16 protein-coding genes and 4 pseudogenes are annotated in these 23,141 nt (G+C 62.0%); 15 read left to right on the top strand and 5 right to left on the bottom strand.

The window, feature by feature from the left end; all coding sequences use genetic code 11:
- Window positions 1–320: 320 nt before the first annotated feature.
- The 10 genes and pseudogenes from ABVV53_RS13270 to ABVV53_RS13225 all read left to right on the top strand — a co-directional run.
- The gene (locus ABVV53_RS13270) at window positions 321–824 is read left to right on the top strand and encodes an IS110 family transposase (protein WP_353984907.1); all 504 of its coding nucleotides are present in this window, start codon (window positions 321–323) and stop codon (window positions 822–824) included.
- Between the two features lie 201 nt (window positions 825–1,025).
- A complete protein-coding gene (locus ABVV53_RS13265) occupies window positions 1,026–1,499 on the top strand; it encodes a MarR family winged helix-turn-helix transcriptional regulator (protein ID WP_353984906.1) in 474 nt (157 codons plus the stop codon).
- A complete protein-coding gene (locus ABVV53_RS13260) occupies window positions 1,492–2,556 on the top strand; it encodes a phosphotransferase family protein (protein WP_353984905.1) in 1,065 nt (354 codons plus the stop codon). Before ABVV53_RS13265 ends, ABVV53_RS13260 begins: the two co-directional genes overlap by 8 nt.
- Before the next feature lie 39 nt (window positions 2,557–2,595).
- On the top strand, window positions 2,596–3,912 hold the full coding sequence (locus tag ABVV53_RS13255) for an acyl-CoA dehydrogenase family protein (RefSeq protein WP_353984904.1): 1,317 nt from the start codon (window positions 2,596–2,598) through the stop codon (window positions 3,910–3,912).
- A complete protein-coding gene (locus ABVV53_RS13250) occupies window positions 3,909–4,661 on the top strand; it encodes an SDR family NAD(P)-dependent oxidoreductase (protein WP_353984903.1) in 753 nt (250 codons plus the stop codon). The genes ABVV53_RS13255 and ABVV53_RS13250 overlap by 4 nt, the downstream gene beginning before the upstream one ends.
- On the top strand, window positions 4,658–5,425 hold the full coding sequence (locus ABVV53_RS13245; RefSeq protein WP_353984902.1) for a tyrosine-protein phosphatase: 768 nt from the start codon (window positions 4,658–4,660) through the stop codon (window positions 5,423–5,425). The genes ABVV53_RS13250 and ABVV53_RS13245 overlap by 4 nt, the downstream gene beginning before the upstream one ends.
- Window positions 5,426–5,427: 2 nt before the next feature.
- The gene (locus ABVV53_RS13240; RefSeq protein ID WP_353984901.1) at window positions 5,428–6,651 is read left to right on the top strand and encodes a CaiB/BaiF CoA transferase family protein; all 1,224 of its coding nucleotides are present in this window, start codon (window positions 5,428–5,430) and stop codon (window positions 6,649–6,651) included.
- Between the two features lie 142 nt (window positions 6,652–6,793).
- Window positions 6,794–8,023 carry an MFS transporter gene (locus ABVV53_RS13235; protein WP_353984900.1) on the top strand — a complete coding sequence of 410 codons (1,230 nt, stop codon included), beginning with the start codon at window positions 6,794–6,796 and terminating at the stop codon, window positions 8,021–8,023.
- Window positions 8,024–8,100: 77 nt separating this feature from the next.
- On the top strand, window positions 8,101–10,635 hold the full coding sequence (locus ABVV53_RS13230; RefSeq protein WP_353984899.1) for a TonB-dependent receptor: 2,535 nt from the start codon (window positions 8,101–8,103) through the stop codon (window positions 10,633–10,635).
- A gap of 86 nt (window positions 10,636–10,721) precedes the next feature.
- A pseudogene (locus ABVV53_RS13225) lies at window positions 10,722–11,600 on the top strand (IS110 family RNA-guided transposase); the annotation flags it as partial.
- A gap of 327 nt (window positions 11,601–11,927) precedes the next feature.
- Here the strand turns inward: ABVV53_RS13225 and ABVV53_RS13220 are convergent.
- Window positions 11,928–12,290 (bottom strand): annotated as a pseudogene (locus ABVV53_RS13220) (IS110 family transposase); the annotation flags it as partial.
- A gap of 151 nt (window positions 12,291–12,441) precedes the next feature.
- Here ABVV53_RS13220 and ABVV53_RS13215 point away from each other — a divergent pair.
- The 3 genes and pseudogenes from ABVV53_RS13215 to ABVV53_RS13205 form a co-directional block, all read left to right on the top strand.
- Window positions 12,442–12,793, top strand: a pseudogene (locus tag ABVV53_RS13215) (DDE-type integrase/transposase/recombinase); the annotation flags it as partial.
- Window positions 12,794–12,854: 61 nt separating this feature from the next.
- Window positions 12,855–12,986, top strand: a pseudogene (locus ABVV53_RS13210) (DDE-type integrase/transposase/recombinase); the annotation flags it as partial.
- Window positions 12,987–13,205: 219 nt separating this feature from the next.
- Window positions 13,206–15,113 carry a flavin-containing monooxygenase gene (locus tag ABVV53_RS13205; RefSeq protein WP_353984897.1) on the top strand — a complete coding sequence of 636 codons (1,908 nt, stop codon included), beginning with the start codon at window positions 13,206–13,208 and terminating at the stop codon, window positions 15,111–15,113.
- On the opposite strand, the gene ABVV53_RS13200 is transcribed toward ABVV53_RS13205, so the two are convergent.
- Both ABVV53_RS13200 and ABVV53_RS13195 read right to left on the bottom strand, forming a co-directional pair.
- Complete coding sequence (locus ABVV53_RS13200) at window positions 15,100–15,612, bottom strand: phosphatase PAP2 family protein (RefSeq protein ID WP_474101003.1); 513 nt, start codon at window positions 15,610–15,612, stop codon at window positions 15,100–15,102. The genes ABVV53_RS13205 and ABVV53_RS13200 overlap by 14 nt on opposite strands.
- Before the next feature lie 36 nt (window positions 15,613–15,648).
- A complete protein-coding gene (locus tag ABVV53_RS13195) occupies window positions 15,649–15,999 on the bottom strand; it encodes a hypothetical protein (protein ID WP_353984895.1) in 351 nt (116 codons plus the stop codon).
- Between the two features lie 654 nt (window positions 16,000–16,653).
- Between ABVV53_RS13195 and ABVV53_RS13190 the strand changes: the two genes are divergently transcribed.
- Window positions 16,654–17,895, top strand: coding sequence for an IS3 family transposase (locus ABVV53_RS13190; protein WP_353984894.1), 1,242 nt, complete (start codon window positions 16,654–16,656; stop codon window positions 17,893–17,895).
- A 335-nt stretch (window positions 17,896–18,230) separates the two neighbouring features.
- Here the strand turns inward: ABVV53_RS13190 and ABVV53_RS13185 are convergent, their stop codons facing one another.
- Together ABVV53_RS13185 and ABVV53_RS13180 are read right to left on the bottom strand one after the other, a co-directional pair.
- On the bottom strand, window positions 18,231–20,363 hold the full coding sequence (locus tag ABVV53_RS13185; protein ID WP_353984893.1) for an amylo-alpha-1,6-glucosidase: 2,133 nt from the start codon (window positions 20,361–20,363) through the stop codon (window positions 18,231–18,233).
- 8 nt (window positions 20,364–20,371) lie between these two features.
- The gene (locus ABVV53_RS13180) at window positions 20,372–21,430 is read right to left on the bottom strand and encodes a glycosyltransferase family 4 protein (protein ID WP_353984892.1); all 1,059 of its coding nucleotides are present in this window, start codon (window positions 21,428–21,430) and stop codon (window positions 20,372–20,374) included.
- 693 nt (window positions 21,431–22,123) lie between these two features.
- On the opposite strand from ABVV53_RS13180, the gene ABVV53_RS13175 reads away from it, so the two are divergent.
- Window positions 22,124–23,041, top strand: a complete 918-nt coding sequence (locus ABVV53_RS13175) for a hypothetical protein (protein WP_353984891.1) — start codon at window positions 22,124–22,126, stop codon at window positions 23,039–23,041.
- Window positions 23,042–23,141 lie beyond the last annotated feature (100 nt).

Below are 23,141 nucleotides of genomic sequence, written 5' to 3'. Positions count from 1 at the left end.
CGCCGGTCGAATATGCTGCTGCTACGGCCGCCCAGGCGGCCGAATGAATGACGGATACTCAAGCTTAGGCTGGATGAGAAACCGGGGGACCCTCAAACCAACTGCGCGGACTCCTGAAGTTGTTCGGCCTGCGCCTCGGTGCTGCGCGGACGCCTGGAGAGCGGCGCGAGAGGCTTGCAGCTTTGTATCAGCAACGGCCGGATCTTGAGCCGCTGTTCGCCCCTCTGGTAGCATCCATGGAAGTCATCGAAGAGCAACTCCGTGCTTCCAACCGGCTCCTAGATAACCGGGCAACTGAAGATCCTGTTTGCAGTCGGCTCATGAGCGTTCCGGGAGTCGGCCCGATCACCGCGCTTACATTCACCGCAAGCGTCGAGGACCCGCGTCGTTTTGCGCGCAGTGAAGATGTCGGCGCCTATGCCGGGCTCGTCCCACGACGTAGCCAGTCGGGCGAACGCCATGTCCGCGGCAACATCTCCAAGGCGGGCGATCCGATGCTGCGGCGATCGCTCTACGAGGCCGCAAACATCATGCTGTGTCGCCTGATAGTTGCGCCAAGCTGGCGACAAGCGCGGCGTAGTGCGCGAAAGGATCGGGCAGCAAGTGATCTATGCATTCGGATAGTGCGGCTCGATGGTGCCTTTCCCCTAGGAGATGCGCTCGGTGATGATGACGCCGGTGAGTGTACGGTGCGCAATATCGGTGAAGAAGCATTGCGGCACCGCGATGGTAAGCTGGCGTCGCGCGACAAGTTTGCGAGCTTTACTTCCGGAGGCATGTGGTACCGGCGCGCCGTCGCGCACCCTGTCGTTCCAGGCTGGTAATTTTGACGACGCTGTTAACCTGCCGGAGTACGCTGCTCTGGCGGAAGGCCTGCGTCAGGAACGCGGGCCCGCCGCGCCGCAGCCGTCACACGCCAGTATGGTCGTGACCGTCTCACCGAAGCAGGGATCTTCGTTCAACTTGTTGTTGTAGAACTTTGCCTGGTTGACACCTTGGTTCCATATAGGCACTCTAAACCCACTATGACACATAGGTCCCTCCACCCCATCGCGGCGCTCGTCGATGAATTGCTCCGCCTGACGCCGCGTCTGCGCGGCGTCTTTTCCGAGGCCGCTGCGTCGAAAGACCTGGCGCCCATGGAAGCCACCGTACTTTCGGCGACGATCGACGCCAGAACGCCGCCCACGGTCCCACGCATCGGCCGCAGCCTGGGCCATCCGCGGCAAGTCATCCAGCGTGCGGCGAACGGTTTGATCGCCAAACGCCTGATTGAGCCGACTGCGAACCCGGATCATCAGCGCGCACCGCTGCTGGTAGCGACCCCGGCGGGAGAGCGGGTTAAGTTCGAGGTCGATGCGCGCGCGAAAGCTAGTCTGGACGTCCTCCTGTCCATCGTCACTCCGGAACGATGCGAAATGCTCGTGGGTCAGCTGCGCGACTTCCGCGTCGGTACCGAAGCGTACCTAAAAGATCACAAGGAACACCATCTTGGCTAACAGTCTCGACGAACTGGTGAACATGCCGAGACTGACCGCCTGGCTCGACGCGAACCTACCGCAGCTCGGTGACGGTCCGCTGCAGGTGGAGATGGTCCACGGCGGTTTCTCGAACGTGATTATCAGCTTGGATCGCGGCAACGGCGTGATGATGCTGCGGCGGCCGCCGGTCACCCCGCCGCCGGGCAGCGAGCGCACCGCGCTGCGCGAGGCGAGGGTGCTGAGCGCGCTGGACAGGACCGCCGTGCCGCATCCGCGCTGCTTCGCCAGCTGCGACGACCCCGACGTGATCGGAGCGGTCTTTTACGTCATGGAACGAGTCGAGGGCTGGTCCGGCAAGATCGTCGATCGCAGGGCGGAACATCCGGCTCCGTTCAACCAGCCGCCGTTCGCCTGGCGCCTGCCTTATGCCGTGATGGATGCGCTCGTCGCGCTGGGCAACGTCGATTATGAGGCCGTCGGGCTGGGGGATTTCGGCAAGACGGACCGGTTCCTGGAACGCCAGGTTGACCGGTGGTCCAGCCAGCTCGCCTCGTACAAGGATAAGTACGGCTACGCGGGGCGCGAGCTGCCTGGCTATGCCGAGACGGAGCGCTGGCTGCGCGACAACACGCCGGTGAATTGGAAGCCGGGAATTATCCATGGCGATCTCGGCACGCCCAACATGCTGTTCTCCCACGAACATCCGGTGCGGGTGAACGCCTTGATCGACTGGGAGCTGTCGACGGTCGGCGACCCGATGATCGACATCGGCTGGTTCCTGGGCGGATTGCGTGACGAGCGCGAACCCGACGTGGTGCCGAACTCAATGATGGACGCCGCCAACATGCCGACACGGCAGGAGCTTGCCCGCTACTACGCGAGCGGGACGGGCCGCGACGTTTCAATGCTGGATTACTACCTGGTGCTGGCGCGCTTCAAGGGCGGTTGCATCATGGAATACAAGGTCGCGCAGGCGGCCGCCGGCAAATTGAGCCGCGAGATCGGCGACTTCTTCGCCGATATTGTCGCCGACAGTTTCGCCTCTGCCGCGGACATCGTCCGCAAGTACGGCTGACATCACAAAGTTACAGCCTCCAACCATCAGGAGAGACCCATGATCGACTTCCGCGTCGAACCCGAATTCCAGGAAAAGCTCAACTGGATGGACACATTCGTCCGTGAAGAATGCGAGCTCGTCGACCTGCTGTTCCCCCGCGCCGTCGATATGTACGACGTCAAGAACAGCAAGGCTCGCGACATCATCCGGCCATTGCAGGAGAAGGTGAAAGCGCAGGGGCTCTGGGCTTGCCACCTCGGCCCGCACCTGGGCGGCCCGGGCTACGGCCAGGTCAAACTCGCGCTGATGAACGAGATCATCGGCAGGTCGAACTGGGCGCCCACCATCTTCGGCACTCAGGCGCCCGACACCGGCAATGCCGAGATCTTGGCGCTCTTCGGGACCGAAGAGCAGAAGCGCCGCTATCTCGATCCGCTGATGGCCGGCGAGATCGTGTCGTGCTTTTCGATGACCGAGCCCCAGGCCGGCGCCGATCCTAAGGAGTTCGAGTGCAAGGCCTGGGCCGAAGGCGAAGAGTGGGTGATTGAGGGCGAAAAGTGGTTCTCGTCCAACGCGCGCTTCGCCGAGTTCCTGATCGTGATGGCGGTCACCAATCCGGAGAACAAGCCGCACGAGCGCATGTCGATGTTCCTGGTGCCAGGTGATGCTCCGGGGATTGAGATCATCCGCAACAGCAAGATCATGAGCGATTCACCCGATCCGGACGACGACAGCGGCGCGCACGCCTACATTCGCTATAACAAGGTGCGGGTGCCAAAGGACGCGATGCTGGGCGAGCCCGGACAAGCCTTCAAAGTGGCGCAGGCACGCCTTGGGGGAGGGCGCATCCACCATGCTATGCGGACTGTCGGCATGTGCGGCCGGGCGATCGAGATGATGCTGGAGCGCGCGGTCTCCCGCCAGACGCAGGGCAAGCGCTTCGCCGACCACCAGTTCGTCCAAGGCATCATCGGCGACTCCATCTGCGAACTCGAGCAGTTTCGCCTGCTGGTCCTCAAGACCGCCTGGCTGATCGACGAGTCCGAGGCGGGCCGGGAAGAGCATGGCGCCGCCCGCCCGTGGATAGGCATGTGCAAGGTCACGTTGGCCAGGGTGTTCCACGACATTGTCCACCGGGCCGTCCACCTGCACGGCTCGCTTGGCGCCTCGCTGGAGACGCCGCTCTACAAGATGTGGGCCGGCATCCCGAGCCTGTCGGTGGCGGACGGACCGACCGAGGTGCACAAGATCCAGGTCGCCAAGCACTTCCTGAAGAAGGCGATCCCCGGCGACCGGCTGTTCGGCACCGATCATATCCCGACCCGGCTCGAAAAGGCGAAGCGCCGCTTCGCAGCGGAGCTGGAAACCGCGTGAACCGCGATCCGCTCTTCGACTTCGGCGGCAAGGTGGCCCTCGTGACTGGGGGGTCGCGCGGATTGGGCTACCAGATGGCGCGCGGCTTCGCCGAACGAGGAGCGGACGTCATCATCGCCAGCCGCAAGCTGGAGAACTGCGCACGCGTGGCCGAAGAGCTGCGCGGCCTGGGCGTCCGCGCTCTGCCCATCTCGGCGCACCTGGGCCGCTGGGCGGAGTGCGATCGCCTGGCGGACGAAGCCTATCGCCTATTCGGCCGCGTGGACGTGCTGGTGAACAATGCCGGCATGTCGCCAGCGTCCCCGAGCGAGGAGGTGAGCGAGCGCCTGTTCGATGCGGTGCTCAACCTCAACTTCAAGGGTCCCTTCCGCCTGTCGAGCCGTATAGCGGCGGGGATGCGTGACGGAGACGGCGGCGCAATCATCAACATCAGCTCGACCGCGTCGCTGATGGCGGTGCCCGCGATTGTACCATACGCCTCGGCGAAAGCCGCGCTCAATGCCATGACGGTGTCGCTGGCGAAGGAGTTCGCCCCCAAGGTGCGCGTCAACGCGATCTCCGCCGGGCCCTTCCTCACCGAGGCCCATGCGGACTGGACGGCGGACGATTGCGCGACCCTGGCAAGGATCCTGCCGGCCGGGCGCGTCGGTGACCCGGCCGAGATCGTCACGGCGGCGCTCATGCTCGCGAGCCCCGCCTCCGGGTTCACCACGGGGGCGCTGTTGCGCGTCGATGGAGGGCAGCGATGACAGCTTCCGGAACCGCACTCGCAGCGCTCAACTTCCGCGATCTCGGCGGGATTACTGTCGATGGCGGCCGGTTGCGCAACGGCTTGCTCTTCCGGTGCGAAGGACCGGCGAACGTGGATGCGAGCGCGGTGGCAGCGCTCGCCGCGCTAGGCATTCGTCTGGTCATCGATCTCCGGTCTACCGGCGAATATCGCGGCCAGGCGGGCAATGCCGGATGGGGGCTGCGCGTGACGAGCTGCGACGTTGCCAACGATTTCCGGGCCCAAGACGGCGCCGATTGGCATGGCCTGGGTGAAGCGCTTGGCGGCGAGCAGGTGCGATCGCGCATGCTCGACACCTATCGCGCCATGCCGGGCGCGCTGGCGAAGCATCTGGCTCCGTTGATCGCCACGATGGCCGCCGGCGAGATGCCGGTGCTCATCCACTGCACCGCGGGCAAGGATCGTACCGGCGTCCTGGTTGCGTTGCTCCTGCGCCTGCTGGGCGCGAATCCGGAGGCGATCACGCACGACTACCTCCTGTCCTGCAGCTTCGGCGCCGCCCCGCATAATCGCGTGCGCGTGCAGCGCCAGCTGGGCAAGATCCTGAACGCCACCATCGACGAAGCGGCGCTGGATGCGGTCATCGGCGTGGACCCGGCCTATCTCGCCGCCGCGATCGAAACGATCGACGAGCGATGGGGCTCGTTCGAAGCCTACCTGGCCCGCGCGAACGTTTCTGCGGAGCAGATCGCCCGGCTGCGCGAACTCATGGTGGAGGCATAGTCATGCAGGTTCTCAAAGGCATCCGCGTCCTGGAAGTCGCGCAGTTCATCTTCGTGCCGTCGGCGGGCGTGCTGCTGGCCGAGTGGGGCGCGGACGTGATCAAGGTCGAGCACCCGGTCCGCGGAGATGCCCAACGCGGTCTGATCCGCGCCCAGGGCCGCACCGTCAACGCCGATCGCAACCCGATGATGGAGCACGCCAACCGCGGCAAGCGCAGTATCGGTATCGATGTGTCCCACCCCGAGGGGCAGGCGCTGCTCTACGACTTGGCTAAGGACTGCGATGTCTTCCTCACCAACTACCTGCCCTCTCAGCGTCGGAAGCTGAACATCGACGTCGAGCATATCCGCGCCGCGAACCCGAACATCATCTACGTGCGCGGCAGCGCCCACGGCGAGCGCGGGCCCGAGCGGGAACGCGGCGGGTTCGATATCACAACATTCTGGGCGCGAAGCGGCATCGCGCACGCAGTCACGCCGCCAGAACTCGACGTGCCGCTGATGCCCGGCGTGGGCGCCTTCGGGGACTCCATCGGCGGCATGACGATCGCAGGCGGCGTTGCTGCAGCGCTGTTCCACCGCAGCAACACGGGCGAGGCGATCGAGGTCGACGTCTCGCTGCTCAGCACCGCGTGGTGGGCCGCGGGCGTCACGCTCAACACCGCAAGCTTCGCGGGCGAGGCGCCGCGCAACCAGTATCCCAAGGAAGGACCGATGCCCGGCAACCCGCTGGTCGGCTTCTATAAGACGCAGGACGGCGGCACGATCAGCCTCTTCACGCTGCAGCCCGATCCCTATCTGCAAAGCTTCTTCGAGCATCTCGAACTAACGGAGCTCGCGTCCGATCCCGACTACAATACGGGTCTGGGCCTGATGAAGAGGTGGAAGAAAGCGGGGGAGCGGATCGCGTCGACTTTCGCCAGCCGTCCGCTGGCGTATTGGCAGAAATGCCTCGCGACCTTTCCGGGGCAGTGGGCGGCGATACAAAGCCCCGAGCAATTCCTGCAGGATCCCCAGGCTCTCGCCAACGACATGCTCGTGGAGATCGAACCGTCGGACGGCGGTCCCGTCGTCCAGGTCGTGCGCGGGCCGGTGCAGTTCGGGGGGCGCGCGGAAGGCACCGGACGAGCGCCTCAGGCCTCCGAGCACACGGAGATGCTCCTGAGCGAACTGGGCTACAACTGGGATCGCATCGAGGCGCTGAAAGCGGCGGGCGCAATCGCCTGACTAGCGCTGTGAAGGCGCGTCGGCCGTGACCGATCGCCTGGAAAGAGAGAACACGGAGCAAGGCGGAAGGGCCGCAAAGAGCCCTCCACCGAGCACCGACCTGCACTCCAGCGGTGCGCGTCGATGGGGAGAGGAGAGCAGGATGAAGCCGGATTTCTGGATCGGATGGAGGCAGGTCTTCGCCAGCATGGTCTTGTTGGCAGTAGGCGCGGCCACCATCGCCTCGGCCTACAGCGTGGTCGCGGTCCCGCTGGCCAAAGAGTTCAACCCGTCGCGCATGGTTCTGATGTTGGCCATGACCGTGATGTCCCTCGTCTCGGCAATGCTCTCGCCGGTCCTCGGCGCCAAAATGGATACTTTGCCGATACGCCTCATCACGGCGACGGGCACCGCCTCGCTGGTTGCCGGCTACGTGTCCCTCTCGTTTGCGACATCCTTCAATCAGGTGCTCCTCGCCTACGGCCTGCTGATGGCGGCGGCCAACGTTCTGGTCGGACCCATGGCCGCCTCGGTCCTCATCTCGCGGTGGTTCGTCAGGACGAGGGGGCGGGCGCTTGGCCTCGCGATCTCCGGTGTGGCGATAGGCGGCCTCGTGTTCCCGCCCTTGATCCAGCTTCTGCTGGATGCGTTCGACTGGCGGACGGCTTTCCGCATCATGGCTGCTGTGATCGCGTTGCTGATGTTTCCTGCGGTCGCCATGCTGGTCGACCGGCCATCCGATCGCGGTTTGTTGCCCGACGGCGACACGCAGATGCCGATCGCGCGCCGGGACGGCGAGGCTTCCTCGGTGCTGTCGAGCCGGGCGATCGTGAGCAGTTCTTCGTTCTGGCTGCTGGCGATTTCCTTCGGCATCGTGCTGGCGGGCATGAAGGGCATGGTCACCAATCTCGTGCCGATCGCGCTGGACCAAGGGATCGGCGCGCAGAGCGCCGCGCTGCTCATCTCGATCTTCGCGGCGTCGGGATTCATCGCCAAGCTGGGCTTCGCCGCGTTCGCCGACCGGGTCGGCTCTCGCCTGATCGTCATCGCCAGCCTGACCGGCTTCGGACTAGGATGCGCGACGCTGGTCGGCGCCGAGCACGGCTACGCGGTGATCGCGATCGGGGTGGCCCTGCTGGGCTTCTTCGGCGGCCTGGTCGTCCCGCTGCAAGGGCTCATCGTCCCGGACCTGTTCGGCCAGGCGAGCATGGGCAGGGCGACAGGGCTGCTGAACCTGGTCATCCTGGTCGCGCTGCTGATCACGCCTCCGCTGTTCGGGATGATCTTCGACGTGACCGGCAACTACGACACGGCGTTCCTGACTTTCGGCATCCTCGCATCGGTCTGCGTGCTGGTGCTGTTGAAGGCACAGTTGAAGACCGCGACCGCGTGATCTCGGGCCGGCCCACGTTCGGGCCTGAACCGGCCCAAACTGCAACAATCGATGGTTTATAATAGGGGAGAGCAGTGATGATCGGCAATTTTAGGCAAATCGCGCTGACGACAACGGCGATCGGCTTCTTTCTGGCCCCGCCAGCGCAGGCGCAAGTCGAGGCCGCGAGCGACGTAAGCCGGGCCGAGGAGACCGACGCGATCGTGGTGACCGCCCGGCGCGTGGAGGAGAACCTCCAAGATGTGCCGATTTCAATTACGGTGTTCAGTCAGCAGCAGATCGATAACCGCAATATTGTCAACGCAGCCGATCTTGCGATCTATACGCCGTCCCTCTCGCTGAACTCCCGCTTCGGCCCCGAGAAGGCGTCCTTCATCATCCGCGGCTTCGTTCAGGACCTGGCGACCCAACCTTCGGTGGGCGTCTACTTCGCCGATGTCGTGGCGCCGCGCGCCGGCGGCTCGACCACGTCCGGCAACGGCGTGGGCGTGGGCAGCATGTTCGACCTGCAGAACGTTCAGGTTCTGAAAGGACCGCAAGGCACGCTGTTCGGGCGCAACACGACCGGCGGCGCTGTCCTTCTCGTCCCGCGCCGGCCTTCCGACAAGCTCGAGGGCTATGTCGAGGGATCCTACGGCAACTTCGACATGCGCCGGGTTCAGGCGGTCGCCAATATCCCGCTGGCCGACACGTTCAAGGTCCGTCTTGGTGTCGACCGCATGAAGCGCGACGGTTACCTGCGCAATCGGTCCGGCACCGGTCCGGAGCGGCTGGGTAACAGCGATTACATCGCAGCCCGACTGAGCATTCTGGCAGAGCTCACGCCCGACCTCGAGAACTATACCGTCGCGACGTATAGCAAGTCCGACAACAACGGCATAACCCTGCGGGTTCTTGGCTGTAATCGGGAACCGGCGGCGAATATCGCGGTGAATGCCGGTCTGGCCTGTGCGCAGGTCGATCGTCAGAACGCTCGCGGCGACGGATGGTGGGACATTGAGAGCAACGAACCCGATCCCAAGTTCCAGGCAGAAACCTGGCAGATCATCAATACCACAACACTGCGTGCATCTGACACGCTGACGATCAAGAATATTGCGAGCTATGGCGAATTTCGCGAGATCACGCGGATGAGCCTGCAAGGTGACAACCTTGTCAATCCAGATGGCACTTTCGCGAAGGCCCTGGTGCAGCTCAACAATACGCCCGGATACTATAACAGCCGGCAGGCGACCTACACCGAAGAACTTCAACTCCAGGGCGGCGGCTTCGATGGCAAGCTGAACTGGCAGGCAGGCGGCTACTTCGAGAATAGCGATCCGCTCGGCGTTAGCTCGCAAGCGACCGCGATCGGCCTGAACTGTCCCAATCTCCAGGCCTTGCAATGCAATGCGGCGCCGGCGCTGAACCTTCCCGCCGCCGGCCGGGTCTTCGTCAGCACCGTTTCCAGACCGTTCCTCAAGGCGTCGTTCCGCAGCCGCGGGCTCTACGCGCAGGCGACCTACAGGCTTTCAGACCTTCTGGCCGTCACCGGCGGGGTGCGCTACACTTGGGAGCGGATGCGGCACGACTACGCCAGCCAGACGATCGGCTTCCCGGCGACCAATACTCCGGTCTACTACTGCGGCAACTCCGTCAGGGTCCGCTACCCGGTGGGCACGAGTTCTCCGGTGAACCCCGGGTTTAACTTCCCGGTAGCGACCGCGCCGTTAGGGTACGAGGCCTGCAACGTCACCTTCACCGCCAAGTCGGACCGGCCGACGTGGCTGATCGGCGTCGATTTCACGCCGACAGAGGACTTGCTGTTCTACGCAAAGTACGCCCGAGGCTACCGCGGAGGCGGCGCCGCCGGCGCGAACATCTACTTCGAGACTTGGGGACCGGAAAAGGTCGACACCTACGAGGCAGGCGCCAAGGTCACCCTGCGCGGCTCCAGCGCACGGGGCTACTTCAACACGGCAGTGTTTTATAATGACTTCAGCGATCAGCAGATCGCCGCATCGCTGATCCGCGCTGCCACCAGCCCGCTTCTCGGCGGGAACGCCATCATCAACGCCGGCAAGTCGAAAATCTGGGGCATCGAAGCCGACGCCGCCGTGACGCTGTTCGACATCTTCCGTGTGGACGGCGGCTACACCTACCTCAATGCGCGCCTGAAGGAACTCGATCCCTCCACTTACGCTCTGGCGCCCGAGCAGCGCTTGGTCTGGGCGGATGTTCGCCCGACGGCGTCGCCGAGCATTCGTGGCGGCCGTCTGGCGTTTTCGCCCAAGCATCGCCTGAGCCTGACCGGCACCATCCTTCTGCCATTGGGTGAGAGCATCGGCGACGTTTCTCTGGGCGCCACTTACGTCTACACGAGCAAGCAACTGGCCGGCACGGCGACCGCGCCTCAATATCAACTGCTGCCGAGCTCGCAGCTGGTGAACCTGAACGTCAATTGGAACAAGGTGATGAACTCACCAGTCGACCTGGCGCTGTTCATGACCAACGCGACAAACGAGAAGCTCCATTCGGCGATCGCGAACGCCTGGGCGTCCTATGGGTTCGAGGCCGGCATCGTCAACGAACCGCGGATGTACGGTGTGCGGCTGCGATATTCCTTGAGGTAGGTGGCTGGCTTGCCGGCTATTTCAAAGAGTGATCGCGAACACCCGGATGCGCTCGCGTGCTGTACGGCGTGCGGTAGCGGTCGCCGATGATGCCGCGGCGGCCAGGCGACCATGTGAAGACCGATCGGCGCGATGCGATGACGCTGGCACGACTGCTGCGCGCTGGCGAACTCACCGCGATCTGGGTGCCGGACGAGGCACACGAAGCCGTGCGCGACCTGATCCGCGCACGACGTTGCGCTCAAGAGGATGCCACGGGTTGCGCTCAAGAGGATGCCACGGCGGCCAAGCAGGGGGTGCGTAGCTTTCTGCTCCGGCACGATCGCCGTTTTGGTGGCAGGGCGGCCTGGACGAAGATGTACTGGCGGTGGTTGTCGGAGCAGCGGTTCGACTTTCCTCATCAGCAGTTGGCATTGGAGGAACTGCAGAAGCGTGTTCTCGAGGCGCAGGCACGGGTCAGCCGTCTCGAAGGTGCGCTTGGCGAAGCGGTGGAGGCATGGCGTTTTGCACCACTGGTCCGCAATCTTCAGGCGCTCCGCGGCATCAGGCTGCTCAGTGCCGCGACGTTGATCGCCGAGGTTGGCGATCTTACCCGCTTCGACAATCCAAAGCAGCTGATGGCCTATGTCGATTTGGTGCCGTCAGAGCATTCCAGCGGTGCCCGGACCCAGCGCGGCCGCATCACGCGTGCGGGAAATGCTCAGGCGCGCACCACGCTGATCGAGGCGGGATGGTCGTATCGATTGCCGGCACGCGAGGAACGGCGATATCGTGAACGGGTGGCAGACCTGCCGGACGAGATCCAGGCGATAGGCTGGAAGGCCCAGGTGCGATTATGCCAGCGCTTTCGCCGCCTGTCGGCTGCCGGCAAACCTCAGCCGAAGGTGACGACCGCGATCGCTCGCGAACTGATCGGCTATGCATGGGATATCGCCAGGCGGGTGTCGCCAGCGGTGGCGGGTTAATCCCTTCGGCAGCGGCTACGAAAGGAGGCGCCAGCACCAACTGCATAGCCTTGGCCGGCGTGCCGCGGGCACCCGACTGTGATGGGCAATCCACGGCGTACGGTGGGGCAGGTTCGTCCGACGCCCGAGCTTAGACGGGGGATGGGCCCAGCGACGGATACGTGTAGTGCGGTAACCAACCCGCGGATGAGAGCGTGATCAATCGTCGTCGATCAGGCGACCGCGGCACACCCGCCAAGGTCAATACAACCGCTGCTCTCGAGACCGGCGAGGGAGTAAACTTGGCCAGCGTCTCAGATGGCAGTCATGAGAGCGTACGTCTACGCACAGAGTCTGCGATGCCCCCTTCACCCGGACCGCGCGGTAGAAACCGACCTCGGCCAGATGCGCGAGGCCATCGGCGTCGTTCGCGTCAGTCTTGTTCGGCGCCATGTCGAGCGCTGCCTTGGCATGCCGCGCATCGATACAGATCGCTGGCATCCCTCCGGCGCTCAACGCATGATAAAACCAGACCGACAACGGGCCTGTCTCGAATACGACGCGCTCGGCAGTCGGCGCATGCTTGCGGATCAACGCCGCAAGCGCTTGCGGATCCGAGGCGCATTTGCCGCGCCAGACCCGCTTGCCATCGCGCCGAACCGACACCGCTGTATCTTTCAACGAAACGTCGAGACCTATATACTCACCCATGATTGTTCTCCATTTGATGCTGGGCCCGGCCAACAGTCGTGAGCCCGTTCTTCATCCTATCGGGGAACAACCACCTTCTCGCGCAGCATTCGCACCAGCGCCCGGCACTCCCGCGATTACCCCATGTTTTCTGTTCCGTTGCTACTCAACCCCCAGCTACGGCTCTGCGATCGCCGAACTTAAGGCCGGGGGGCAAATTGCCACCGGACACGGAGCATCGTCAGGCGAAGTACCTGAACAATGTCGTTGAGGCCGATCACGGCAAGCTGAAGCAGCTGATCCGGCCGGTGCGCGGACTCAAGTCGCTGCCGACCGCCTATGCGACGATCAAGGGTTTCGAGCTCATGCGCGCGCTTAGAAAAGGTCAAGCGGCAGCCTACAACCTCAGCCGCGACATGCTCGGCGAAGCCCGCATGATCGAGCGTGCTTTTGGCGTAGGTCCCAGCGCTCTCGCCGATGTCGTCGCGCTCCTCGACAGCCGACCGCAGCCGCAGCGGCCGTGATCGACTAACGTCCTGTATCCGACGCTACTTGGCGCAAACGCGAGTTTGCAACAGAGCCGTCGACCTCACCTACGTCCAGACATGGGCCGGGTTCGTCTACGTGGCCTTTGTGATCGATGCCTATGCCCGGCGGATCGTTGGCTGGAAGGTCGGAACCTCGGCTACCGCCGGCTTCGTGCTGGATGCCTTGGAATAGGCGAGCCACGCCCGCAGGCCCGGCCCCGATGACGGCACTTCCGTAGTTACGAAACTGAGGCAGGTGAGTTGACGGCAACAAGGCGTTGGACGAATCTCGGAACAACGGAACAGCCGCATCTGCTCGAACGGGTGACGGTAACTTGATGGGACAGGATCGAAGATGCCCAAGAATTCAGACTTTCTTTCGATCAGCGATGCGCAGATCAAAGAGGCTATGGACCATGCGCAGCCAATGGTGCTGCGCGGCCTGCTCTATTTGTTGACGCAGGATCCGGACCTCGCTGGAATGAAGCCAGGGACTGCGGCGAAGTTCGGCACCGGCAGCGAAATGGCTGACGCCGCCGACGCCGCGGCGCTTCGGGCAAAGGGGGCCGCGTTCCTCAAACAGTATCGTGATAGCGGCGCTCCAGTTGTTGACATTCCGTCTGAAGAAATTCTGCACCAAAGCCTCATGCTCACCGCAGGCCAGATTATTCCCGCGGCTGACTACGAAATTTGGCGTGAAGAGACCGCGCTGAACCGCTGGGCGCGCGGAGTCGAATGGCGGAATGGCAAGCCGCCCGAAAGCGCCAAGGATTTCATGGTGGCGGTAATCGGCAGCGGTATCTCGGGCCTCAACACCGCAGTCCAACTCAAACGGGCAGGCATCCCGTTCGTGCTGATCGAGAAGAACCCAGAAGTCGGAGGGTCCTGGTTTGAGAACCGCTACCCCGGCGCGCGGGTTGATACATCAAGTCGCGGCTACACGCACCTCTTCAGCTTCGACTATCCATACCCTTACGCCTATTGTCCAAGAGACGAGAACCTCAAGTACTTTAAATGGGTGGCGGACACATACGGCATTCGCCCGCACATTGCTTTCAACACTGAAGTAAAGGCGATGACATGGGACGATGCGCAGAAGCTCTGGCGTATCGATGCCGATGGACCGCTGGGCAGCTCGCGGATCGAGTGCAATGCGGTGATCACATGCGTCGGGTTCCTGTCCCGCCCGCAGTTGCCGGATCTCGAAGGCATGGATACATTCGCGGGAACATCGTGCCACACTGCCACATGGCCGGATGGCTTTGATGTCAAGGGCAAGCGCGTCGCCGTTGTCGGGTCTGGTGCCTCCGGATATCAGACCACCCCAGTCATCGCCAAGACCGCCGCGCATACGTATCTTTTCCAGCGTCAGCCGAACTGGTGCTACGAAGACCTGTCCTATTTGGCCGAGTTGCCCAAAGAGGTGCTCTGGCTGGAACGCAACTTTCCTTATTATGCGAATTTTACCCGTTTCCGCATTGCCGCTTTGATGAACCCTGACCTTGCCACGGCCGCCAAGGTGGACCCCGATTACAGCGATCCGCATGCGGTGAGCGCTGCAAACAAGGCGGTGCGTGAAATGTGTCTTGAGTTCATCGGTCGCAAGTTGGGATCCCGCCCGGATATTATGAGAAAGATGACTCCGGCATTCCCGCCCGGCGCCTCCCGGCCGATCCGCATTGATTCAAGTGACAGCGTGTACGACGCGCTTTTGCGTGACGACGTTTCGCTGGTTGACGACAAGATTGAACGGATAACGCCCAAAGGCATCGTTGCCGGCGGCGTGGAGTACGAGCTTGATGCGATAATCTATGCGACCGGCTTCAAGGCAAACGATTATCTGTGGCCAATGGAAGTCCGAGGCCGCGACGGCATGCGGATTCAGGAAATGTGGGCCAAGGACGGCCCGCGCGCATACCTCGGCGCGATGGTACCGAATTTCCCGAACCTGTTCATGTGTTATGGCCCCAACTCCAACAACTTTGGAGGCTTTACGGTCGTCGATCTGCTGGAGCTTGTCGCGCAGTTCGCGCTGCGCTGCATAGGCGGACTGATTGAGAACGATCGGCGAAGCGTAGAGGTTACGGAGGAGGGGTATTGGCAGTTCGCCTCCATTCTTGATGCCGAGGAGAAGCTCAAGATCTACATGGATCCCCGCGCCAACAGTTATTACCAAACACAGGGTCGGTCGGCCGTCAATGGGCCCATCGACGCGCGTCGGATGTGGCGATGGCTGACCAATCCCGCTGGTGATCCGCCATCGGAGATCGATGACGGATTGCGACCACATTTCGGGGAAGACCTCATTGTCGTCTAAGTATTAGCATAAGTACCTTTAAGAATATGATCGCCCCGAGTCCGACGAAGCTACCGGCAGTGACATCGACAAAATAATGTGCTCCTTCCATTGGCGTGACTAGAAGCATGCCAAAGCTCGCAGACCCGATTGGCCAGCGCATGTATCGAATTGTCGATCCTGCCCATGCAAATACAATGGCGCTGGCGGCATGGAAGCTTGGGAAAGTCAGGATGCCGTGGAGTTCATGCAACTGTAGCTCCAGAAGAGCGCCGGAACGCAAGCTATTGACAACTCTTTCGAAGCCGATGCCCGTTGCAGGCACATACGGTGGGTAGGGGCCGATAAGGTGAAACAATGGTGTCCTTGCGGGAAACAATGCTGAGATCAACAGCGTGAGAACGAGCGCAATCGCGAACACTATGATAAATTCGCGCAGGCGGCGATCTTGGCCGCTCACCGCCAGGCAGAAGACAATCATTACCGGGATGTCGAAGATGGCGAGATAGAGCGCCCGCATCACTAGGTGAAATTGGTCAGGCTGCGTTGAGTAGACTTAATAAATGGCTTTCCAGTCAAATCCGAGCGCCAGATCTGCATCATAAAGAGAAGCGTCCGCAAAGCTGAACGGCCTCACGCGCATAAACCAGTAACTCAGCAGGGCGCCGCACATCCCTACGGCGGACATGATTAGCAAGCCATTCCCGAGGTCAAGCATCCTTTGTAGCCAGGCAGCTGTTGTTCGCCTGCTGAAGGAAAGCCATAGCCATGCAGCTGCGAGCCAAGAGAGAACGAGGCCCTTAGGGCCAGGACGTATTTGCACGCCGACGAGCCAGAGTGCGGCCACTGTCGCAAATAGCGCGGCCAGGATCGCAACCCACATCGCTCTAAGCGCATTAGCCTGCATTCCCCGCCTCCATCGAGCCGTGACTAAGCGCAACACAGTTAAGAGATCGCGTACCCTCCGGCCCCGCCTGCGGGTATTCCATCTTTGATTAGTGGAAGCGGCCTTGGCCTGGATCAGACTGACGAACGTCAGGTTTTGGGATCTGCAGGACCGTCGAAGAATGACACGGCTGGGGCGAACGGACTGTCAGGAATCGGGCGCTGACGCCGGGACAGCGGACTTTTTACCGACGTATCTCGATGTCCACGACGCCGGCCATTCCCGAAACACCATCCCTCACGGGCGGGGAACGGCAGGAAGCGCCCCAGACTGTGTGAAAACGCCCAACTGCGGACATTCGCTGCCGTTGAGAAACAGGTGCAATGATGAGCAGCGAAGAAAGGGAGGGCCAAACCGACATGCGCCCGGCAACCAAGGTTCTGAGGGTACTCACGCTCTTCGTGCTTTTCCCGTTCATACTCTTGATGAATGCCTGTGGCTTTGTGATGTCAGAGCAGCGAGATACTGCACGCAGCGGGCTCCTGACCGCCAAGGTCATTCTCCTGAATGGAGGAGCAATGTCACACTATACTGGCGCGGTTTGGATTTTACCACGTGAGTTGGCCCCCCCGAAATGACCTGACAGGGTCTCGCTCTTAAATAAGAGTGAGGCATATGACTGAGCATACAACTAGGCGCTACAATGACGGCGAGGTCCTCTCCGGGGTTCAGCGCCGGAGGCGCTGGACCCCGGAGGAAAAGGTCCGGATCGTCGAGGAGACGTATCTGCCGGGCCTGAGCGTGTCGCTGGTCGCCCGGCAGCATGGCATCAGTGGCAGCCAGATCTTCACCTGGCGCAGGCTGGTGGCGCAGGGCGCGCTGACCGCAGCCGGTGCCGGCGAGGAGGTCGTGCCCGCCTCTGAGTACCGGGCACTGCAGAACCAGGTCGCCGAGCTGCAGCGCCTGCTGGGCAAGAAGACTATGGAAGCCGAGATACTGCGTGAGGCCGTGTCCCGGGCCGCAGGCCCAAAAAAAACTCCTCTTGCGCTCGATCTCGTTGCCAGGGGACGAGCGGTGAGCGCGGTTGCCGAGGCATTGGGCATCAGCCGCCAGCACCTGTCGGCCATGCACAACCGATTACCTGCGCGCCGGCGAGGCCGACCGCCGCTGCCGGATGCCGACTTGGTCGGCGACATCCGCGCGCTGATCGCTGATCTGCCCACCTACGGTTATCGCCGCGTCCATGCCTTACTGCGCCGCCAGGCTGCCAGGACCGGGCGCACAGCGCCCAATCCCAAGCTGGTCTACCGGGTCATGAAAGTGCACGGGCTGCTGCTTCAGCGCCACAGCGGCAGTAAGGAGGAGCGGCGCCATGATGGTCGCGTTGCCGTCGATCGGCGCAACACCCGCTGGTGCTCTGACGCCTTGGAGATCGCTTGCGACAATGGCGAGAAGGTGCGCGTCGCCTTTGCACTCGACTGCTGTGACCGCGAGGCCATGGGGCACGTTGCTACTACCGGCGGCATCACCGCCGAGGACATCCGCGATCTGATGGTGGCCACTGTCGAGCATCGCTTTGGCCCGGTGAACCGCTTGGCCTCACCCATCGAGTGGCTCAGCGACAACGGGAGCCCATACACCGCTGGCAATACCCGCCGCTTCGCTCGCGACATCGGTCTCGTGCCCCGCACTACGCTGGTCAGCTCTCCGCAATCGAACGGCATGGCAGAAGCCTTCGTGCGCACCCTCAAGCGCGACTACGTCCGCGTGAACCCCACGCCCGACGCACGCACTGTCATAGAGCAACTGCCCCGCTGGCTCACCCACTACAACGAGGTCCACCCGCACAAGGCGCTAGGTTACCGATCATCCCGCGAGTACATCACCCAAACCCGCGAGGCCCCGTCAGGCAATTAGGGGGCAACGACACGTGTTTGGCCCCTCGATCTTCTTGTCGGCTGCCGGGCCTTAATGTTTGAGTCGGATCCAGGTATTAGTCTCGGGTGGGAAGGACAGGTCCTCACGATTGAGCACAACCCATTCGCCTATCCAGCCACCAAACAAAGCAACTGTTATGGCCACCCTATCAAGCTCAGGGAGCGACCTGCCTAACGTCCGCTTCCCAACCACCTTCGGTCAATCGCGGCTTTTCTGTGAAGGTCTGCTCCTGACAGAACCAGCCCCAGGCGCCACAAGCAAGGATGCAGCATATCCGCGATAACCCTCGTGACGATGTTTAGCGGGACTTTACCCTAGCCCGTTCGCACTTTAGAGACGTGCGCGGCATCCTCTTTTCCATGCTTCGTGAACCGCAAATCAAACGTGGAGCCATTAAGCTCGACGCCTTGCAGGTGAAGCACGTTAAGCAAAGGGGGGAGAACCGGAGTGGAACACTCAACACCGTCGCGCGCATGATCGATGTCCAGTCCCGTTGCCGCGGCAATCAAGGCGTAGGGCGCCGCTGCCGCCCATGCTTGGGGCGAGCAAGCAACCGGATATGAGGTCGGGCCGCGCTTCGGGCGGCGCGAGAACCCGCAGAAGAGTTCGGGAAGCCGATATAGCTCATCATAGAAGGCGGCCCCAACCAAACCCTCGAAGATCTTCACGGCGGCTGCCTTGTGGCCATAGCGTGAGAAACCCAAGGCGATCAGTGCGTTGTCATGTGGCCAGATCGAGCCATTATGGTAGGACATGGGATTGTAGCGGGCCTCTCCTGACGCGATGGTCCGGATTCCCCAGCCGCTGTAGAAACGCCTGCTAGTCAGCAGCTTCGACACGCGCTCGGCGCGCTCCGTTCCTGCAATCCCGGCGAACAGCGCGTGACCGGCATTGGATGCAAGAACCCTGCACGGCTCACCCTCGCCGTCGAGCGCCAGGACATAGCTGCCCAGCTCCTCATCCCAGAACTGTTCTTCGAACCGGCCGCGCAAGGTTTCTGCCTGATGCCGAAGCTGCTCGGCCTGTGCGCTTCTTCCCAATGCGTCAGCCACTTCGGCAGCACCGTTCCGGGCTGCAAAGACATAGGCCTGCACTTCACACAAAGCGATCGCGCCTTCAGCCAGACGGCCATCGGCGTGAAAAATCGCATCGAAGCTGTCCTTCCAACCCTGGTTGGCCAGCCCGCTCTCCGCCATGCGCGAATAGGCAAGGAAGCCATCGGGATGCAGACGAGTTTTGGAGTCAATCCAGGCGAGCGCCGCCGCGATACTCGGCCATATCCCACGTACCGTTTCCAAGTCGCCGGTCCGTTTGAGATACATTCCCGCCAGCATGATGAACAAAGGCGTGGCGTCGATCGTACCATAGTACCGATGGAACGGGACCTCTCCTAACAGCGCCATCTCGCCGCCTCGCATTTCATGGAGGATCTTGCCCGGCTCGGCGTCGGCGGATGGGTCGATGGCTGTCGCCTGGCTGGAGGCAAGCGTTCTAAGCACGCCCCGGGCGATTTCCGGCGCGATCCAAAGGAGCATCATAGCAGTGATGATGCCGTCGCGACCGAACACGGTGCTGTACCAGGGTACGCCCGCGTATGGATACAGACCCGATTCAGTCTCCGTCAGCAACATCCCGATGTCCGAGGCCGAGCGGCCAAGCACCACGTCGAACCGCTCATTTGAACTCGAAACCCTGTCGAGGCGGTCCTCCATTCCCTTACGCAGTAGACGGTAGGCGGAGACGAGGTGCGGTGGCTCAGGGCTGAGAGCTTCACCGATGCTGCACTGGACCTTGACGAGTATTGTGCAACGCTCAACGTCGCTCAGATCCAGATCCCATCGCGCAGAATCTGCCGAAAGAGCGGCGGGGGCGGGATCGAAGTAGAGCGTGGTGTTGCGTCGGACCTCGTCCAGCCCCAGATAGGAGATGCGTACACTTCGCTCGTCCAGTCGCTCTGCAGAACTGGTGCCACGCCGTGGACGAACGTCTCCCCGCACCTCGAACAGATCGGCAAAATCGGCTGCGAAGCGGATTTCCAGAGGAATACTCCGGTCCACAATTTCGAACCTGCGCACAACGATGCGTTCATAGGCTGTTGAATTGCGCAGGAACTTCATCCGCCCGATGAACAGACGGTCTCCCGCCAGCCAGGGCTCGCCCTCTTCCTCAAGATCCGGATTGGTCTGATCAACGATCAGGGCAGCGTTGTCATCGAGCAGAACCGAACTCAGCAGCAGCGGAGTACTTCCCCCCAGTCGCAACTCCAATCCTGAAAGAAAGCGCGTGTCCTTGTAAAACAGACCGTCCGGGCCATCGTCACCGCCCCGGCAATCCCCATCCTTGGCGAACACCGCGAAGAGATCGCCGTGTTTCAGCGTACGCAGTGTCCGATCGACGAGGGAGGTCGTCGCTTCCACATGGTGGTCGCTCGGGTTTGCTTTCGCCATAGCCGCGCTCAAGCTGCTGCCAACACGAGCGGCATTGTCGGTTGTGGATGCGACGAGGTCAGGCTTCGGTACAAATGTAAGTAGTCTTCCGCCATGCGAGCAGACGTAAACCGCTCGTCAAACGCCGCCCGGACTCCGGAGCGGGGGAGGTCCGCGGCGGCGTGGACCGCCGCTACTGCTTCTTCGATGCTTTCGACCAGGTAGCCGCTCCGCCCGTGTTCCACCACCTCCGGCGTCGACCCGTTACGCCATGCAATCACCGGCGTACCTGCCGCCATCGCCTCGATCATGACCAGACCGAACGGTTCCGGCCAGTCGATCGGAAAGAGGAGTGCTCTGGCTCCGCCAAGGAACGCAGCTTTCTCCGCATCCCCGACTTCGTTGATGAATTCTATCTGTGTGCCGTCGATCAAGGGTTCGATCACTTCATGGAAGTAGGCGGCATCGACCCTGTCGACTTTGGCTGCGATCTTGAGCTTCATTCCCGCGCGTTTTGCGATCTCTATAGCCCGGTCCGGGCGCTTCTCTGGCGATATGCGGCCAATGAAGGCCAGATAGTCACCGCCCTCGGCAACAGGAATAAGCTGTAGCGGCATCCCATGATAAACTGTGCTGATGAAGTTCGCGTGGGGTATCGGTGTACGCTGATTGTCGGAGATCGAGACCAGCTTCATCTCCGGGAAAGCCCCGAATACCGGCAAATTATCCGGTAAGTCCTGGCGTCCGTGTAACGTTGTCACGCACTTGCCCGCGAGGCCGCGGAACAGTGGATACTGCAGAAGGTCAACATGGAAATGAATGATGTCGAACTGATCGGCAGAGCGGAATACCTGATCGAGCATCGCAAGAGTGGATGCAGTGTGATCGCCAACGCCGCATAGGCGCAGACCGGCAGGCGCGCAGGGTATCAGCTTTGCCGAAGAAACCGAGTCCCCGCTCGCGAACAGGGCTACGTCGTGACCGAGATCCACGAGTGCTTCGGTCAGCCACCAAACGACACGTTCCGTACCTCCGTACAGCTTCGGTGGGACTGCTTCGGCGAGCGGCGCAACTTGAGCAATACGCATGTCTGTGTCTTTCGTAGCCGGTGCAAATTGCCGCTCCGGTCGCTGGTATGGTGCAGATCGGAGACGAGTTGGGTCGCACGAAATGCTTTGTCGGCCAGTCCTCGTCGTTCAGTTCTCATCCAATAGCAGGGCGCGTGCACGCCATGGCTAAGGGCCCTCGATGTCTCAGCGGAAGGGGCGCCCGGGATCGTGCTGCTCGGCAAACCCCGGGTGATCACGCCTGGGGGCAGGCAACGGTGCTGTTTGAACAGAGGTGTCATGACATTCACCCGGTCGGCAAGCGGGAGCACGGGAGTGTCTCTCAGTCACGAGATGCTTGCGAATAATCAGGTGATGTTCTGCATATAGGCGTGCGAAGCGCGATTACGAGCCCGCCCCGCGAAGAGCGTTTCCAGATCAAGCCGTTAAGCGCTTCCGAGGAATTCTGCCGCCCACGGAGCGCTCCGCGATCGCGCCCAGAGATCATCGCCGCGGGGTGACAAACCCTCTTGGCTGGCCCCGGTTGAATACCCGGTGCGCTCTCCCCATTTCAGAAGCTCACAGTGGCTTCTATCTTTAAGAGCGGCGCGACGGTCTCTGCCCTCCCTCATCGTTCAGAGTGTCGCCAAGAGGCGTAAGTACGAGCCGAGTTGCGTCCATCAGCTTGCGCGAGGGGCAAGAAAGACACGTCGTGCGGTAACATTCTCATAGCAAGTGTGGAAATGGACAGTCCGCCTGAGGGTCCCCTGGATTCTCGACCGCTATGCTGCCGATCCTTCGCCGGACAAGCGCCTCGATTTCCTGTCGTGGCATGCCTATGGCGAGTTCCCTGAGGGGACCGGCGACAGCAATGGCCCTCGCGCATATCATTTCTACAAAGGCAATCCCAGCGAAGTGGCGGGGCAGCGCAAACAGTTGAACGAGGCACTCAGCAGCCGTGGCCTCGACACGAAGATTCCGGCTTTCATCACCGAGACCGGCATCTATCCCGGCCCCTCATTCGATAACAAGGACGATCCGCGACCGGACTACCTCATCGGTGCGGCCGGCGTTCCCGCGCTACATTACTGGTATTTGGAGCAGCCCGACACCTATCCGTTCAACTGGGTAATTCGCCACTCCAGTGAAGAGCGAAAGGATCAACTGATCACTCGCTCGCGCAATGGCGAGCACATCGCCGTTAGGGGCGCTGAAAACGTAGGGAACCTGCCGGTTAATACGTTCACGCCCTACGGCAACGCGATGGCGATGATGGCGAAGCTCAAGAACGAGCGCGTGGAGGCGCAGTCGAACGCCCTGAAGGAGGGCAAGGGTGTCTACAGCATCGCCACGAAAGACAAGTACGGCGCTGCGGTGATGGTCTGGAACTACCAGCACACTGGCACGCAGCCTTACCGGGTAAGCATCAACATGGGCGAATTGCCTGCCAATCTCCAAGGCAAGCGCCTGTGCCAGAGGATGTACCGGATCGACGATCAAGTCAGCAATTACTGGGCGAACCGGGAAACCGCCAACCTGCAGCAGGTGGGGGCGACTACCATCAGCCCCACCCGGCGCCACAGCGTATCTGTCGATCTCGCAGCTAATGCACTCCAATTGGTTGTTTTGGAGCCGGGACAATCATGCACTTGAGAAGCAGCCTCCCGGCTCAGGCGGATAGGGCCAAGGCGTAGGCGGTCTCTCGTCGCAATCTTCCCGGCCGCACTCGAATTGGCTTGGAAGATTGCGTCTG

The sequence above is a fragment of the Novosphingobium kalidii genome, assembly GCF_040534015.1.
GTDB classification, from domain to species: Bacteria; Pseudomonadota; Alphaproteobacteria; order Sphingomonadales; family Sphingomonadaceae; genus Novosphingobium; species Novosphingobium kalidii.
The sequence above is the reverse complement of the archived record's forward strand: the minus strand, read 5'-3'. Positions and strand labels throughout refer to the sequence as shown.